This window comes from Herbaspirillum sp. C7C2, assembly GCF_022627865.1.
In the GTDB taxonomy this organism is placed as follows: domain Bacteria; phylum Pseudomonadota; class Gammaproteobacteria; order Burkholderiales; family Burkholderiaceae_D; genus Herbaspirillum; species Herbaspirillum frisingense.
In genome coordinates this window covers 448,425-464,083 of record NZ_JABXGI010000002.1, presented here as the reverse complement: position 1 = coordinate 464,083, position 15,659 = coordinate 448,425, and the positions used below count along the sequence as shown (strand labels likewise).

Below are 15,659 nucleotides of genomic sequence, written 5' to 3'. Positions count from 1 at the left end.
GGGCGATTGGGTGGGTTACGCGCCCAGCCAGCCCGCATCGACGTAGTATTCGCGGCCGGTGCACTTGGCTGCGCTGTCGGAGGACAAGAACAGCGCCAGTGCGGCGACATCATGCGGATCGACGCGGGTGGGCAGGCATTGCGCAGCCAGGATTTTCGCCTCTTCTTCGGGGGTGTGCCACAACAGTGTCTGACGCGGGGTGCGGATGGCACCGGGGATGATGGCGTTGACCCGGACGCCATCACGCCCGAAATCACGCGCCATGCCGTGCGTCATGCCCTCGATACCGGCCTTGGCGGTCATGTACAGGGTCAGGTCGGGCAGGCCTAGATGCCAGGAAATGGAGCCGAAATTGAGGATCACGCCCGATTGCTGCGCGCGCATGCCCGGCAACACTGCTTGGGCGCAGAAGAACTGATGGCGCAGGTTGACGGCGATGCGCTCGTCCCAGTAGGCCGGGGTGACCTCGGTGGTCTTGTGGCGATCATCGTTGGCGGCGTTGTTGATGAGGATGTCCACGGTACCGGCCGCGGCGATGACCTCGGCGAAGGTGCCGCGCAGGGCCTCCAGGTCCATCAGGTTGCAGCGGAAGAAGCGCGGCGGTACGGGTGCCTGCTGCAAGGAGGCCACCAGCGCCTCGGAAGGTTCGCTGGCGATATCCAGGAAGAACACCTGCGCACCCTGGGCGGCGAAGGCTTCTACCAGCGCCGCGCCGATGCCGCTGCCGCCGCCGGTGATGACGACCCGCTTGCCGGCGAGGCTGCGGTAGAGGGCGTGTTCGAAAATGGGGGCGGTGGCTGCGGTCATGCTGGGTAACTCCTGCTAGGTAAGGTGGGCCGCCAATGCGGCCCGGATACGAATTGAATGATTGTGTTGAAACGGCCGATCAGCGGCCTGAACGGGTACTCACATCGACCCACACGGCCAGCACCAGGATGCTGCCCTTGACGATCATCTGCCAGTAGGTGCCCACGTCCAGCATGGACATGCCGTTGTCCAGGCTGGCCATCACCAGTGCGCCGATCAGGGCGCCATAGATGGTGCCGGAGCCGCCGCGCATGGAGGTGCCGCCAATGAAGCAGGCGGCGATGGCGTCGAGCTCACCCATGTTGCCGGCCGAGGGCGAACCGGCAGCCAGGCGGGCGGTATTGACCAGGCCGGCCAATGCGCACATCACACCCATGATGCCGAACACCCACAGCTTGACGGCCTGCACGTTTACACCCGACAGACGGGTGGCTTCCATGTTGCTGCCCACCGAATAGATGCGGCGGCCGAACACGGTCTGCGTGCTCACATAGCTGAACAGGCCCAGCAGCGCCAGCAACAGCAGCACCGGCACCGGGATGCCGTCATAGCTGTTGAGCGTACGCACGAAGGCCAGCAGCACGGCACCGATGACCACTACCTTCAGGCCGTCGCGCCACAGTGCCGTCAGCGGCAGGCCATGACGGCTGCGGTTGACCCGGCTCATCCAGGTCAGCGCCAGCGCCAGCACGAACAGCGCCACACCCAGCGCCACGCCCATCTGCGGCGGCAGGTAGCCCTGGCCGAGGTAGACCATGTTGTCCGAGACCGGGGCGATGGTCAGGCCACCGGTGATGCCCAGCAGGATGCCGCGGAAGGCCAGCATGCCGCCCAGGCCGACGATGAAGGAGGGGATGCCCAGGTAGGCCGTCAGGTAGCCGTTCAGCAGCCCCAGCGCCAGGCCGAAGCCCAGCGCCAGTACCAGGTTCAGCGCCAGCGGCAGGTGGTGGCTCACGTCCAGCAGCGCCGCCAGGCCGCCCAGCAGGCCCAGCAGCGAGCCTACCGAGAGATCGATCTCGCCGGCGATGATCACCAGCACCATGCCGCAGGCAAGGATGCCGGTCACCGACATCTGGCGCAGCAGGTTGGACAGGTTGCGCGGTGTCAGGAAGCCACCCTCGGTCATGAAGCTGAAGAAGCCCCAGATGATGGCGATGGCGATCAGCAGCGCAATGATCTTGTAGCGCCGGAATACCTGCTTGAGGTCAGCCATGTTGGCCAGATTGCTTGAAGTCATACCGAATTTACCTTGTGATTTTTATCCTGCCGCCGCAGAGCGCGCGGGCGCCTGCGGTACGGGTTGGTTGATCGCCGCAGCCAGCACGGTTTCCTGGCTCAGTTTGTCGTTGACGAAGTCGCCACGCAGGCGGCCTTCGCCAATCACCAGTACGCGGTCCGACACGCCCAGCACCTCCGCCAGTTCGGAGGAGACCATGATGATGGCCAGGCCCAGCTTGGCCAGTTCCGAAATGAGGCGGTAGATCTCGGCCTTGGCGCCGACATCCACGCCGCGGGTCGGCTCGTCCAGGATCAATACCTTGGGCTGGGCCAGCAGCATCTTGGAAAGTACCGCTTTCTGCTGATTGCCGCCGGAGAGGCTGGTAATGGGCAGGAAGGGCGTGGCCGTCTTGACCCGCATGCGGCTGATTTCGTCCTGGATGGTCTTCAGTTCGGCGCTGCCATCGATGCGGCTGCCACGGGAGAAGCGCTTGAGCACGGTCAGGGTGATGTTCTGGCCGACATCGAGGTCGGGCACGATGCCGTGGTGCTTGCGGTCTTCCGGCACCATGCACAGGCCGCGCCGGATCGACTTGAGCGGCGAACCGGTATCGGCCAGCTTGCCTTCCAGCAGTACCTGGCCTTCGTGACGGCCGCGATAGGCGCCGAAGATGGCTGACACCAGTTCCGTGCGGCCGGCGCCCACCAGGCCGGCAATGCCCAGGATTTCGCCACGACGCACCGAGAACGACACATCGTCCACACGCTTGCGGCGCGGGTTGTCGATGTCGTAGCAGGTGATGTGGCGCGCCTCCAGGACCACTTCGCCGATGGAATGATTACGTTCGGGATACATGGCGGTGATTTCACGACCGACCATCTGGGTGATGATCTTGTCCACGTCCATTTCCTGCATGGGCGTGGTGGCGATGTGTTTGCCATCGCGGATCACCGAGATGGTGTCGCAGATCTCGGCCACCTCGTCCAGCTTGTGCGAGATGTAGACGCAGGCCACGCCACGCGCCTTCAGGTCCTTGATGATCTTGAGCAGCACCGCGATCTCGGAGGCGGTCAGCGAGGACGAGGGTTCGTCCAGGATCAGCAGCCGCGCATCCTTGTTGAGTGCCTTGGCGATCTCTACCAGCTGCTGGTGGCCGCCGCCATATTGCGAGACCGGCAGGGCCACATTGATGTCGGGCATGTTCAGCTCGCGCATGAGCTCTTCAGCGCGGCGATACATGGCGGGGTAGTTCATGCGACCACCCGGCAGGGTGATCTCGTGGCCCATGAAGATGTTCTCGGCCACCGACAGTTCCGGCACCAGCATCAGTTCCTGGTGGATGATGACGATGCCGGCCGCTTCGGTATCGCGCACCGAGTGCGCCTGCAGCGGCTTGCCGTCCCACAGGATTTCGCCGTCCCAGGTGCCGTGGGGGTAGACGCCGGAGAGAATCTTCATCAGCGTCGACTTGCCTGCGCCGTTCTCGCCGCACAGGCCCACGCATTCGCCGGGCCGGATCCTGATGTCGATGCCGTCGAGTGCGCGCACACCGCCAAAGCTCTTGACGATGCCTTTCATTTCTAACAGATACTCGGACATGCCTGTTCTTTCCAAGAAGCCTCTGGAATCCCTACCGGCGGGTGTCCAGCCGGTAGGGACGGCGTTGCCGGCTACCGCGGGGGCGGCCGGCAACGCCTCATGCATTACGCCTCATGCAGGAATCAACGGCCGTCGATCTGGGCCTGGGTGTAGAAGCCGTCGTCGACCAGCACCTTGACGTTCTCCTTGGTCAGCAGGATGGGCTTCAACAGCAGGCTGTCGACCTTCTTGAAACCGTTGTCATACTGGGCGTTGTAGGTCGGCTTTTCGTTGCGCGCCAGTTGCACGGACAGGTTGGCGGCCTCGGTGGCGATCTGCTTCAGCGGCTTGTAGACGGTCATGGTCTGGGTACCGGCCACGACACGCTTGACGGCGGCCAGGTCGGCATCCTGGCCCGAGACCGGCACCTTGCCTGCCAGCTTCTGCGCGGCCAGAGCCTGGATCGCGCCACCGGCGGTACCGTCATTGGAAGCGACGATGGCGTCGATCTTGTTGTTGTTGGCGGTCAGCGCATTCTCGACGATGGAGAGGGCTTCGGTCGGGTTCCATTCCTTGACCCATTGCTGGCCGACGATCTTGATGTCGCCCTTGTCGATGTAGGGCTTCAGGGCCTTCATCTGGCCTTCGCGGAACATCTTGGCGTTGTTGTCGGTGGGCGAGCCGCCTAGCAGGAAGAAGTTGCCCTTGTTCTTGACCTTCAGGATGCCCTCGGCCTGCATTTCACCGACCTTCTCGTTGTCGAAGGAGATGTAGGCATCCACGTCGGCGTTGAGGATCAGGCGGTCATAGGACAGCACCTTGATGCCGGCCTTCTTGGCTTCCTTGATGGTGTTGGTCAGCACGGTGGCATTGAAGGGCACGATGACGATCACGTCCACGCCACGCGAGATCAGGTTTTCGATCTGGGAAATCTGGCGCTGTTCGCTGGCATCGGCCGATTGCACGAACACCTTGGCACCCAGCTTCTCGGCAGCGGCGGTGAAGAAATCGCGGTCACGTGCCCAGCGCTCCACGCGCAGGTCGTCGATGGAAAAGCCGATCTTGGGATTCTTGGCATCGGCCATGGCGCTACCGGCCACCATGGACAGGGTGGTCACGGTCATCAGCGCCAATACGGTCTTCTTCAGCATTGCCTTCATAGTCCAGTCTCCGATTTGAATTAAATTTGATTATGATTTTTGAAGCGGCGCTGTCCGGTGGATGTGGAGGCCTGATCTGGTGCAAAAGCTTCCAAAGCCGCATGGGGCCGGGTAGGGCAGGGGACGAATGCGCCGCATGATGGTGCGAGGGGGATACTAGCCCCGGGCCAATCCCCTCTACAATTACGAAATTGACCAAACGGCTTAGTGATTCTTTTTGTTGCAGGAGCACATATCGGTCATTTCGACCACGGCTCGCTACAATTCGACACCAGAGCCCATCCAGACAAAAATGGCGCGCGCCAGCGACGCCACCCCAAGGAGACACAGCGTGGCAAAAGTACCCACGGTGCACAGGATTGCGTTGCTCTTCAATGGCAACAAGATATTCGACCGGGAAATCATTTCCGGCATCGGCGAATACATCAGCAGTACCCGCGCTTCCTGGGACCTCTACCTGGAAGAGGATTTCCGCTGCCGTCCGCAAGGCATAGAGCGCTGGGCCGGACACGGCATCATTGCCGACTTCGACGACCCGGTCACCACCGCCGCGCTGGAAGGGGTGCAACTGCCGGTGGTGGCCATTGGCGGCTCCTACGCCGATCCTTCCCAATATCCGGCCAACCGCCCTTATGTGGCGACCGACAATGTGAAGATGGTCAAGCTGGCCTACGACCACCTGATCGAGGCCGGCCTTCAGCATTTCGCCCTGTTCAGTCTGCCCGAGTCCGACTGCAACCGCTGGGCGCAGGAGCGCGAACGCATCTTCACCGGCCTGACAGCCGCCGACGGCATCGAAGGGCATATCTACCGGGGCGTGGGCACCAGCGCGCAATCCTGGGATACCGCCGTGGAACAGCAGATCGCCTGGGTGCGCAGCCTGCCCAAGCCGGTGGGCATCATCGCCGTCACCGATGCCCGTGCGCGCCAGCTGCTGCAGGCTTGCCTGTTTGCCGGCATCGCCGTGCCCGAACAGGTGGCGCTGATCGGTATCGACAACGATCCCCTGGCCCGCGTGCTGACGCGCATTCCGCTCAGTTCGGTGATCCAGGGCAGCGTGGAAATGGGTCGCACCGCCGCTCACCTGCTGCATCAGATGCTGCATGGGGCGCGCTTTCCGGACACCCGCATCATGGTGCCGCCGGTGGGCATCAATGTCCTGGCCTCCAGTCGCCACGAGGTACGCAATCACCCGCATGTGATGCAGGCGCTGCATTTCATCCGGCAATACGCCTGCCAGGGCATCAAGACCGATCAGGTGGCCGATTACGTGGGCATCTCACGGTCCTCGCTGGAATGGTATTTCCGGCGCGAACTGGGACGCAGCGTCCATGATGAAATCCTGCGCTTCAAGCTGGAAGCCGCCAAGCGCATGCTGGAGCAGGCCGGCAGCCATGCCGCCGAGATCGCCGTGAGCTGCGGCTTCACCACCGTGCAATACATGCACGCCGTCTTCAAGCGCGAACTGGGCTGTACGCCCAGGGAATACCAGGAACAATTCGTCGCCGGGCTGGAGCATTGCGCCGCTCCTGCACCACGGCAGAAAAAGAAAACCGCAGGGAACGCCCTCCTCACCTCCACAAAATGACCCATTTCACCCTTTCCCACACCACCGCCGCCGACGGCATCCAGCTCTATACCCTGCGCAACCATACCGGCATGCGCGTGACCATCAGCGACCTCGGTGCCACCATGGTCAACTGGTGGGCGCCCGACCGCTATGGCCGTGAGGCCGACATCCTGCTGGGCTTCGACCGGGTGGAGCAATACCAGCGCAACCCGGCCTATTTCGGGGCCATCGTCGGTCGCTGGGGCAACCGCATCGCCGGTGGCCGTTTCACCCTGGACGGCACGCCGCGACAGGTCGATTGCAACGAAGGCGAAAACCATCTGCATGGCGGCCGCGACGGTTTCCATGCCCAGCGTTGGCAGGTCCAGCCCGACCCGGAAGGCCTGCGCCTGATGCTGGTGTCGCCCGACGGCCAGGCGGGCTTTCCCGGCACGGTGATGGCATCGGTACTCTATCGCCTGGACGACGATGGCCAGTTGCGCATCGACTACACCGCCACCAGCAATGCTCCCACCCCCATCAACCTGACCTCGCACGCCTACTTCAATCTCAATGGCGGGGCCAGCGATATCCGTGACCACATCATCGCCATCGATGCCGACGCCTATCTGCAGGTCGATGCCAGCCTGATCCCGGAAGCACGCGCCGAGGTCGCCGGCAGTCCCTTCGACTTCCGCCAGCCGGCCCCCATTGGCCCGCGCCTGGACTGGCCCGATCCGCAGCTGAAACTGGCCGGTGGCTTCGATCACTGTTATTGCCTGCGCAGCGAGCACGAACCTGTGCCCGGCGAGAGCCGCGTGGCGCAGACACTGCGTGAGGTCGCCACCGTCTACGAACCGGGTTCGGGACGCGAATTGCGCGTGTCCACCACCGAAATCGGCCTGCAGTTCTACAGTGGCAATTTCCTCTCCGGTGTACAGGGGCGGGGCGAACAGCCGTATGCCATCCATGACGGCTTCTGCCTGGAAGCGCAGTCCTACCCGGACCAGGTCAACACACCCCTGAGCGAAGCGGTGATCCTCCGACCGGGTCAGGTCTATCGGCAGACCACGGTATATCGCCTGGGCGTGCGCGACTGAAAGATTGAAATTTTTGAATAAAGCAGTCCTACATCCGCGTTACTGCTGACTTGCCCTTCCTCTCTCTTTAGCCTCCTCCGATCGCGGTGCCGCTGAACGTGGCATCGCGTCCGCTCCCCGTACGCATCCATTTGTTGTTTTGGTGCTTTAGGTAACTCATCTGGGTGAACCTGTTTGCGTCCATGACTTGCGTTGGGGCTTACAATCCAATAACCTAACGGTTAGGTTTATGAGAATCTGCAGCTACAAGGGTCTGGTCGTTTCCGTCTTCACCCGTGACGAGCACTGCCCGCCGCATGTCCATGTAGGTCACGAGCGTTGGGACGCGCGTTACCAGTTCAGTTTCTGGCAACACGGCGTGGCCTTGTGGGATGTGAGGCCCATGTGGGCTGCCCCCGGCATCGCGCTGCTGGAGGAGTTGAGGCAGGTGATCGAACAGCCGGACCATCTGCGGCGAGCGCGCCAGCGATGGTGGCAGAGCCGGGCTTCGGTCTGCCTCGATCACCAGCAGTGGGACCCGCGCCGGGAAGAAGTCGTCAGTCCCAGCGTTTTCCGGCGGCATGCCGTCGATATTGTGTGGGCGCGTTACGCACCTGAACGTGACAGCACCTTGATTCAACTCGCGGGGCAAGCCAGTCCCCTGGAGATACAGTAATGACCATCATCAAAGCGAAGAAACGCGACAATCCGCCCGTCACCGAAGAGCTGCTTGCACAGGCCCTGGCCCGCGGCAGCAAACGCGCTGGCGCCGCCCTGCAGGCTACGGAGGTGGAGTATCTTCCCGCCTTCGCAGCCATCGCCATCGGTTTTGCTGACAAGACTGCCGTCCTGCTGCCCATCGACAACTACCCCGAGCTGGCCGAACTCAGTGCCGCCGAACTGGGGCGCATCGAACTGGGGTACGCCGGCAGTGCCTTGTGCCTGGAAGAGCGCGACCTGCATGTCTCCATCGCCGGCCTGGTGGCCGCCAGCCCGGCCTTGATGAAACTGGCGTCGACGGTGGTCGCAACCCGCAACGGCAGCCGCAGCAGCGAGGCCAAGGTCCTGGCCGTGCGTGAAAACGGCAAGAAGGGCGGCCGGCCCCGTAAGCTGCCGCAGGACGTCTAGCCCCTCTTGGCAATACCCTCGTTCAACGGGACCTCCCACTGCCGCCACCACCACCGCCACCAACCGCATATCCGTCCGCTCTGCGACGGAATTCATTAGTTCGTCTAATATCCCCATTAAGCCCAGGTCAGCTAATCGTCTCCCGCGTGATGCGTCATCATGCGGGAGCTAATGCTCATGCACGGGCTCGCCTTGCTGCGTCCGTTTGCTCCCCCAGGGCTGCGTCCCGCCCTGATTTGCGTTCTCAACCCCGATGGCAGGAACCATGGAACTCCAGATAAACGACAAGACTTACCAGATCACTTCCGACGTCGAGACGCCCCTGCTCTGGGTGATCCGCGACGAACTGGGCATGACCGGTACCAAATACGGCTGCGGCCTGGCCCAGTGCGGGGCATGCTCGGTCCTGGTCGATGGCGAGGTGCTGCGCTCCTGCGTCATGCCGGTGGGCGCCATGGCCGGCCGCAAGGTCAGCACCATCGAGGCGGTGAGCGCCGATCCGGTAGGCAAGCAGGTGGTCGACGCCTGGGTCAAGCACCAGGTCCCGCAATGCGGCTACTGCCAGTCCGGCCAGGTGATGGCCGCAACCGCGCTGTTGAAGCAGGTCGCCCAGCCCAGCGACGAGCAGATCGCCGCCGCCATGGTCAACCTGTGCCGCTGCGGCACCTACAACGCCATCAAGGCCGCCATGCACGACCTCTCCGGCAGCAAGGGTAGTCCTGCGGCAGCGGCATCGACCCTGCCGGCAGCCCCCGCCGGGCCGGCCGGGGTCAACCAGACCACCGTCGCCGCCGCTGCCGTGGCGGGTATCGGTGCCGTGGCCGCCATCCAGTGGAGCCGCACGCAGAAAGCCAAGGCCGGAAAGGAGCAGGCATGAACCCCTCGTACGATCTTTCCGCCCAGGACCTGCCAGCCGATGGCGAGCCGGTCAATGTCTCGCGCCGCCACTTTCTCCTGACCTCCGCCGGCACTGCTGCCGGCTCTCTGGTACTGGGCTTTGCGCTACCGGCCGGCAACGCCCGGGCACAGGGCAGTGCGGCACCCGCCGCCGGCACGCGGGTGCCGGCCTTCCTTGAGATCCGCCCGGACAACAGCATCCACCTGCAAAGCCCCTTCGTCGAAGGCGGCCAGGGCATCTTCACCGCCATGGCCCAGATCGTGGGCGAGGAGCTCGACGCCGATCCAGCCGGCTTCGTCGTGCACAACGCCCCCGCCAACGACCAGTACAAGGTCATGGACATCGGTATTCGCATCACCGGCGGCAGCATGTCGGTGCGTACCAGCTATCCCACCATGCGCCGCGTGGGCGCGCTGGCGCGCCATTTGCTGATGCAGGCGGCCGCTACGCAATGGAAGGTGCCGCTGGAGAGCCTGTCCACCGAGCCAGGCCGCGTGGTGCATGCCGCCAGTGGCCGCTCGCTGAGCTATGGTGAACTTGCCCCCAAGGCGCTGGACCTGCCCAATCCGCCGCTGGACACCATCAAGCTCAAGCAGGACAGCCAGTTCCGCTGGATCGGCAAGCCCCTGGCGCGCCTGGACGTGCTGGACAAGTCCACCGGTCGCGCCCTCTATGGCATCGATACCCAGGTGGAGAACATGCTCCAGGCCGCCGTACAGCACGCGCCGCGCCTGGGCCTGGAAGTGGGTGGCATCCGCAACGAGGCCGAGGTGCGCAAGATGAATGGCGTGCATTCGGTGCACCGCCTGCCTGGTGCGGTGGCCGTGGTGGCCGAGCGCTGGTGGAACGCCAAGCGCGCCGTCGAAGCCCTGCAGGTGGACTGGAGCGACCCTGGCCCGGCGCCAGACCGCCGCTATGTGCCGGCGGACTTTTCCACCGAACAGTTCGCCGCGCAACTGGCCAGCTCCACCGCTGCCGTGGATGAGGCCGAGAGCGAAGGCGATGTGAACAAGGCCATCGCCGGTGCCAAGACCGTGGTGCAGGCCAGCTACCGCAGCCAGTACCTGAATCACGCGCAGCTGGAGCCGCCTTCGGCCACCGCCCGTTTCAATCCCGATGGCACGCTGGAAATGTGGATCCCCAACCAGGCGCCCGAGATGTTCCAGGGTGCCATCGCCAAGCAGACCGGCTTGCTGCCGGAAAAGATCCAGATCCACTCGCCGCTGCTGGGCGGCTTCTTCGGCCGCCATTTCCTCTACGAGAGCGCCATGGTATTCCCGCAGGCGATCCAGCTGGCCAAGGCGGTCGGTCGCCCGGTCAAGGTGATCTGGAGCCGCGAGGAAGAGTTCGCCCGCGACACCATGCGGCCCATGGCGGTCGTGCAGTTCCGCGCTGGCCTGGATGAAAAGGGCTTCCCCATCGCCATCGAAGCCATCAGCGCCACCGAAGGTCCCGCCGAATCGATTGCCAACAAGCGCAACAAGATCGACCCGACCGCCCTCGAAGGCCTGGCCGGCAAGTCCTACCAGTTCGCCCACAAGCGCATCGGCCAGCGTTTCGTCAAGAATCCGCCGGTACTGGGCTACTGGCGTTCGGTGGGCAACTCGATGAATGACTTCTTCTACGAAGCCTTCCTCGACGAGATCGCCGACAAGGGCGGCCAGGACCCCTATGAAATGCGCCTGCGCCTGCTGCAGGGCAACGAGCGCCTGACCACGCTGCTGCGGGCGGCGGTCGATCTGTCGGGCGGCTGGAAGCGCGGCCCCTTCACCGCGCCCGACGGCACCCGTCGCGCCCGTGGCGTGGCCATGGCCAAGGCCTTCGGCACCGAGACTGCGGCCATCGCCGAAGTCTCCATCGAGAACGGCCAGGTCCGCGTGCACGACATCTGGGAAGCCATCGACCCCGGCCGCATCGTCAACCCGGCCATCGTGGAGGCCCAGGTCAACAGCGCCATTTCACTGGGCCTGTCGCAGGTCTTGCTGGAAGAAGTGGTCTACAAGGAAGGGGCCAGGGTGGCGCGCAACTACGACCTCTATCCCATCCTGCCGCCCCAACGCATGGCCCGCGTGCATGTGAAAGTCATCGAGAGCGGCGCCAAGATGGGCGGCATCGGCGAGCCCCCATTGCCGGCCGTGCCACCCGCGGTGGGCAATGCGGTCGCACACCTGACCGGCCAGCGCATCCGCAGCATGCCGCTGTCCCATTACACCTTCAAGGCCTGATGGCGGACTGACGCATCCATGACCACTCCAAAAACCGGGAAGCTGCGCATCTTCCTGCTGATCCTTGTCGCGCTCATCATCGGCGCCGCCTGGGTCGCCCTGCGCACGCCGGCCTCGCCCTTCGACGGCAGCGCACCGCCCCCGGCGCCTTCGGCCGAACTGCTCCAGCGCGGTGAATATGTGGCGCGCCTGGCCGATTGCGTGGCCTGTCACAGCACGCCCAACAGCAAGCCCTTCGCCGGTGGCCTGGAGATGGCCACCCCGCTGGGCGCCATCTACGCCACCAACATCACGCCGGATCGCGCCAGCGGCATCGGCGAATACAGCCTGGCCGACTTCGACCGCGCCCTGCGACATGGCGTGGCCCGGGATGGCCACCGGCTCTATCCGGCCATGCCCTATCCTTCCTACGCCAAGATGGCCGATGAAGATGTCAGCGCGCTCTATGCCTGGTTCATGCATGGCGTCAAACCGGTGGTGCAGGCCAACCGCGAGAGCGATATCCCCTGGCCGCTGGACATGCGCTGGCCGCTGGCGTTCTGGAACCTGGCCTTCACCCGTCCGCAACCGTATCAGCCCCAGCCAGGCAAGGATGCTCTCTGGAACCGGGGCGCCTATATCGTCCAGGGTGCCGGCCACTGCGGCAGTTGCCATACCCCGCGTGGCGTCGCCATGAACGAAAAGGGGCTGGATGATGGCCAGCCCCTCTATCTCTCCGGCGCGCTGCTCGATGGCTGGTATGCGCCCAGTCTGCGTGGCGACGTCAATATCGGCATCGGCCGCTGGAGCGAAGAGGAAGTGGTGCAATTCCTCAAGACCGGCCGCAACCAGCACGCCGTGGTCTTCGGCTCCATGGCCGACGCCTTCAACAACTCCACCCAGTTCATGAGTGATGACGACCTGAAGGCCGTCGCGCATTACCTGAAATCCTTGCCGGGCGACCCCGGTCGCGATGGTACCCCGTGGAAGTACGACGCCAGTACCACCGTCGCCCTGACACCGCAACGCCTGGAGGGGAGCGGGGCGCGCACCTTTATGGCCAAGTGCGCTGCCTGCCATGCGGTCGACGGGCGCGGCAGGGCGCCCTGGATTCCTCCGCTGGCCGGCGCCGTGTCATCGCTGGCCAGGGAAGATGCCTCGGCCATCAATGTCACCCTCAATGGCTCGGCGCGGGTGGTGGCCGACGGCGTGCCCGATGCCTACCGCATGCCGCCGTTCCGCAGCCAGTTGTCGGACGCTGAAATCGCCGACGTACTGAGCTTCATCCGCACTTCCTGGGGCAACCATGGTGGCGCCGTCAAGGTGGACGATGTCAGCAAACTGCGCGAACGGACCAATCCGGCCAGCAGCAATCCCATCGTCCTGCAGATGCGCTGAAGCGCTTTTCGGGGAAGTCGTACCGGAACCGCCGCCTGCACAGGCGGCGGTTTTTTTTCAGGTCGGGGAGGGGGATGATTCAGCCGTCACGCGTGCCTGCTTCATGGCCGCCACCGACATGGCCGCAGGCACGGCCACGCCATTCTTGACGGCCAGCACTTCAGCCATGACGCTGACCGCGATCTCGGAAGGCGTCTTGCTGCCGATATAAAGACCGATAGGGCCACGTAGGCGCGCCAGGCTTTCTTCGGTCTGGCCGAAGTGGGTCATCATGCGATCCTTGCGGGCGGCACTGTTGCGGCGTGAGCCGATGGCACCCACATAGAAGGCCGGACTGGCAACCGCTTCCATCAACGCCAGGTCGTCCAGCTTGGGATCGTGCGTCAGGGCGATCACGCAACTGCGCTGATCGGGGCGGAAGGCCTGCACGGCGTCGTCGGGCATGTCGGTGACGATGCGCACCCCCGGTACCGCCCAGCCGCCCAGGTATTCCGAACGCGGATCGCACAGCGTCACCGAAAAACCGTTGAAGAGCGCCATCGTCGCCAGGTATTCGGCCAGCATGCCGGCTCCGATCAGGAGCATGCGATAGTCCGGCCCCATCGTATGGCGCAGGGTCTGTCCATCAAACACCAGGTCGGCCGGCGACGGGCTGACGTCCATGCGGCTCTGGCCGGTAAGGCAGTCGACGCTGCGGCAGACCAGTTGCCCGCTTTCTAGCGCCAGTACCAGTTCCTGCAAGGGCGCGGCCGGTGGATCGAATTCCAGCAGCAGCTCCAGCGTGCCGCCGCAGGGCAGGCCGAAGCGATGCGCCTCGTCGGCGTCGATGCCATAGCGCACCAGCTGCGGCGCCTCGGGGCGGCCCCAGGCAGTGGGGGCGTCCTTGATGTATTGGAACAGCAGGTCATCCTCGATACAGCCCCCCGACACCGAACCGATGAGCCGGCCGTCGTCACGGATTGCCAGTTGGGAGCCCACCGGGCGGGGCGACGAGCCCCAGGTGGAGACAACAGTGGCCAGCAGTGCCCTACGGCCGGCCTGGCGCCACTCATGCAGGGCGCGCAATACCTTCAGATCAGTGGTGTCGTTCATGATGCGCTAGAAATACGGTGATGGAGCAAGTCTGCCACGACATCGTGGCCGGAACTAATTGCGCTGACCAATAGACCAAGCAAGCCCCGGACCAGCGAATCCCGGCCCACATGATGAGGCAGAATCGGCCAGCCTGCTTGCTTGCCCTTCGGAAAGCCGCTGCCCGCCGTCAGGCCCCGTTTGCCCGCTTGCCGTGCATGCAGTCATCCGGCTTCGTGCGGACCGGTGGAATTTCAGGCAATAATCGTAGCGGAATAGGTCTGTCTTCACTCCGCCCGCCACGTCACAATGCCCTGTTCCGCGACAGGTTCCCCGCCCGTCTGCACGTCCGTTTTCAATTCCCGTCTGACTCAAGGAGATTCCCATGCAAGTACATGCCTACGGCGCCCATGCAGCCGACAAGCCGCTGGAACCCCTGCAGATCAACCGCCGCGCCACCGGTGCGCATGATGTGCAGATCGACATCGCCTACTGCGGCATCTGCCACTCCGACCTGCACCAGGTCCGTTCCGAATGGGCCGGCACCCAATACCCCTGCGTTCCCGGCCACGAGATCGTCGGCCGCGTCGCCGCCGTGGGCGACCACGTCAGCAAGTTCAAGGTCGGCGACCTGGTCGGCGTAGGCTGTATGGTCGACAGCTGCCAGACCTGTCCCGACTGCGAAGAAGGCCTGGAAAACTATTGCGACAACATGGTCGGTACCTACAACGGCAAGACCGACGACGCTCCCGGCTGGACCATGGGCGGCTATTCGCAGCAGATCGTGGTGCATGAACGCTTTGTGTTGAACATCCGCCATCCGGAAGCCGACCTGGCTGCCGTGGCACCCTTGCTGTGCGCCGGCATCACCACCTATTCGCCGCTGCGCCACTGGGGCGCCGGCCCTGGCAAGAAGATCGGCGTGGTCGGCATCGGCGGCCTCGGCCACATGGGCATCAAGATCGCCCATGCCATGGGCGCGCACGTGGTGGCCTTCACCACTTCCGACTCCAAGCGTGCCGATGCCCAGGCACTGGGCGCGGATGAAGTCGTGGTCTCGCGCAATGCCGATGAGATGGCCGCCCATGCCAAGAGCTTCGACCTGATCCTCAACACCGTGGCCGCCCCGCACGATCTGGATGCCTTCCTTGGCCTCCTGAAGCGCGACGGCACCATGACCCTGGTGGGCATCCCGGCCGAGCCACACCCATCGCCCAGCGTGGTCGAGCTGATCATGAAGCGCCGCTCCCTGGCCGGCTCGCTCATCGGTGGCATTCCCGAGACCCAGGAGATGCTGGACTTCTGCGCCCAGCACGGCATCGTCGCCGACATCGAGCTCATCCGCGCCGAGGACATCAACACCGCCTATGAGCGCATGCTCAAGGGCGACATCAAGTATCGCTTCGTGATCGACAACGCGAGCATGGCGGCCTGATCCCCTTGCCAACCTCTGTGGAACGGTCCTGAGCGCAGGATCGTTCCACTTGTCTATCGCTCCCCGGCGTCATGGGAAAGATCACCCGTGCGAGCTTGCGCGCTTGATCAAGGCAAGTTCGCCTTATCCGCAG

General features: G+C 64.1%; 13 protein-coding genes. 8 read left to right on the top strand and 5 right to left on the bottom strand.

Features of this window, described 5'->3' with window-relative positions:
• Positions 1 to 15: 15 nt before the first annotated feature.
• The 4 genes from HWE04_RS05770 to xylF all read right to left on the bottom strand — a co-directional run bounded on the left by HWE04_RS05770 (position 16) and on the right by xylF (position 4,764).
• On the bottom strand, positions 16 to 807 hold the full coding sequence (locus HWE04_RS05770; protein ID WP_241811819.1) for an SDR family NAD(P)-dependent oxidoreductase: 792 nt from the start codon (positions 805 to 807) through the stop codon (positions 16 to 18).
• Between the two features lie 79 nt (positions 808 to 886).
• A complete protein-coding gene (locus HWE04_RS05765) occupies positions 887 to 2,044 on the bottom strand; it encodes a sugar ABC transporter permease (protein WP_199181529.1) in 1,158 nt (385 codons plus the stop codon).
• A gap of 21 nt (positions 2,045 to 2,065) precedes the next feature.
• The gene (xylG, locus tag HWE04_RS05760) at positions 2,066 to 3,625 is read right to left on the bottom strand and encodes a D-xylose ABC transporter ATP-binding protein (RefSeq protein WP_241811818.1); all 1,560 of its coding nucleotides are present in this window, start codon (positions 3,623 to 3,625) and stop codon (positions 2,066 to 2,068) included.
• Positions 3,626 to 3,747: 122 nt separating this feature from the next.
• Positions 3,748 to 4,764, bottom strand: a complete 1,017-nt coding sequence (gene xylF, locus HWE04_RS05755) for a D-xylose ABC transporter substrate-binding protein (RefSeq protein ID WP_006464779.1) — start codon at positions 4,762 to 4,764, stop codon at positions 3,748 to 3,750.
• 292 nt (positions 4,765 to 5,056) lie between these two features.
• On the opposite strand from xylF, the gene HWE04_RS05750 reads away from it, so the two are divergent.
• The 7 genes from HWE04_RS05750 (at position 5,057) to HWE04_RS05720 (ending at position 13,020) form a co-directional block, all read left to right on the top strand.
• Positions 5,057 to 6,352, top strand: a complete 1,296-nt coding sequence (locus HWE04_RS05750) for a DNA-binding transcriptional regulator (protein ID WP_241811817.1) — start codon at positions 5,057 to 5,059, stop codon at positions 6,350 to 6,352.
• Positions 6,349 to 7,413: an aldose epimerase family protein gene (locus HWE04_RS05745; RefSeq protein WP_241811816.1), complete on the top strand. Its 1,065-nt coding sequence runs from the start codon at positions 6,349 to 6,351 to the stop codon at positions 7,411 to 7,413. Before HWE04_RS05750 ends, HWE04_RS05745 begins: the two co-directional genes overlap by 4 nt.
• Positions 7,414 to 7,642: 229 nt before the next feature.
• On the top strand, positions 7,643 to 8,068 hold the full coding sequence (locus tag HWE04_RS05740; protein WP_241811815.1) for a DUF4160 domain-containing protein: 426 nt from the start codon (positions 7,643 to 7,645) through the stop codon (positions 8,066 to 8,068).
• Positions 8,068 to 8,520, top strand: a complete 453-nt coding sequence (locus HWE04_RS05735; protein ID WP_077235172.1) for a DUF2442 domain-containing protein — start codon at positions 8,068 to 8,070, stop codon at positions 8,518 to 8,520. The genes HWE04_RS05740 and HWE04_RS05735 overlap by 1 nt, the downstream gene beginning before the upstream one ends.
• A gap of 265 nt (positions 8,521 to 8,785) precedes the next feature.
• The gene (locus HWE04_RS05730; RefSeq protein ID WP_274620047.1) at positions 8,786 to 9,397 is read left to right on the top strand and encodes a (2Fe-2S)-binding protein; all 612 of its coding nucleotides are present in this window, start codon (positions 8,786 to 8,788) and stop codon (positions 9,395 to 9,397) included.
• Positions 9,394 to 11,643, top strand: coding sequence for a xanthine dehydrogenase family protein molybdopterin-binding subunit (locus HWE04_RS05725; RefSeq protein WP_241811814.1), 2,250 nt, complete (start codon positions 9,394 to 9,396; stop codon positions 11,641 to 11,643). The genes HWE04_RS05730 and HWE04_RS05725 overlap by 4 nt, the downstream gene beginning before the upstream one ends.
• Positions 11,644 to 11,661: 18 nt before the next feature.
• Entirely contained in the window at positions 11,662 to 13,020 is a 1,359-nt protein-coding gene (locus HWE04_RS05720) for a c-type cytochrome (protein ID WP_241811813.1), read from the top strand.
• A 57-nt stretch (positions 13,021 to 13,077) separates the two neighbouring features.
• Here the strand turns inward: HWE04_RS05720 and HWE04_RS05715 are convergent, their stop codons facing one another.
• Positions 13,078 to 14,112, bottom strand: a complete 1,035-nt coding sequence (locus tag HWE04_RS05715; RefSeq protein WP_241811811.1) for an XdhC family protein — start codon at positions 14,110 to 14,112, stop codon at positions 13,078 to 13,080.
• Between the two features lie 364 nt (positions 14,113 to 14,476).
• On the opposite strand from HWE04_RS05715, the gene HWE04_RS05710 reads away from it, so the two are divergent.
• Positions 14,477 to 15,526, top strand: coding sequence for an NAD(P)-dependent alcohol dehydrogenase (locus HWE04_RS05710; RefSeq protein ID WP_241811810.1), 1,050 nt, complete (start codon positions 14,477 to 14,479; stop codon positions 15,524 to 15,526).
• Positions 15,527 to 15,659: the final 133 nt, after the last annotated feature.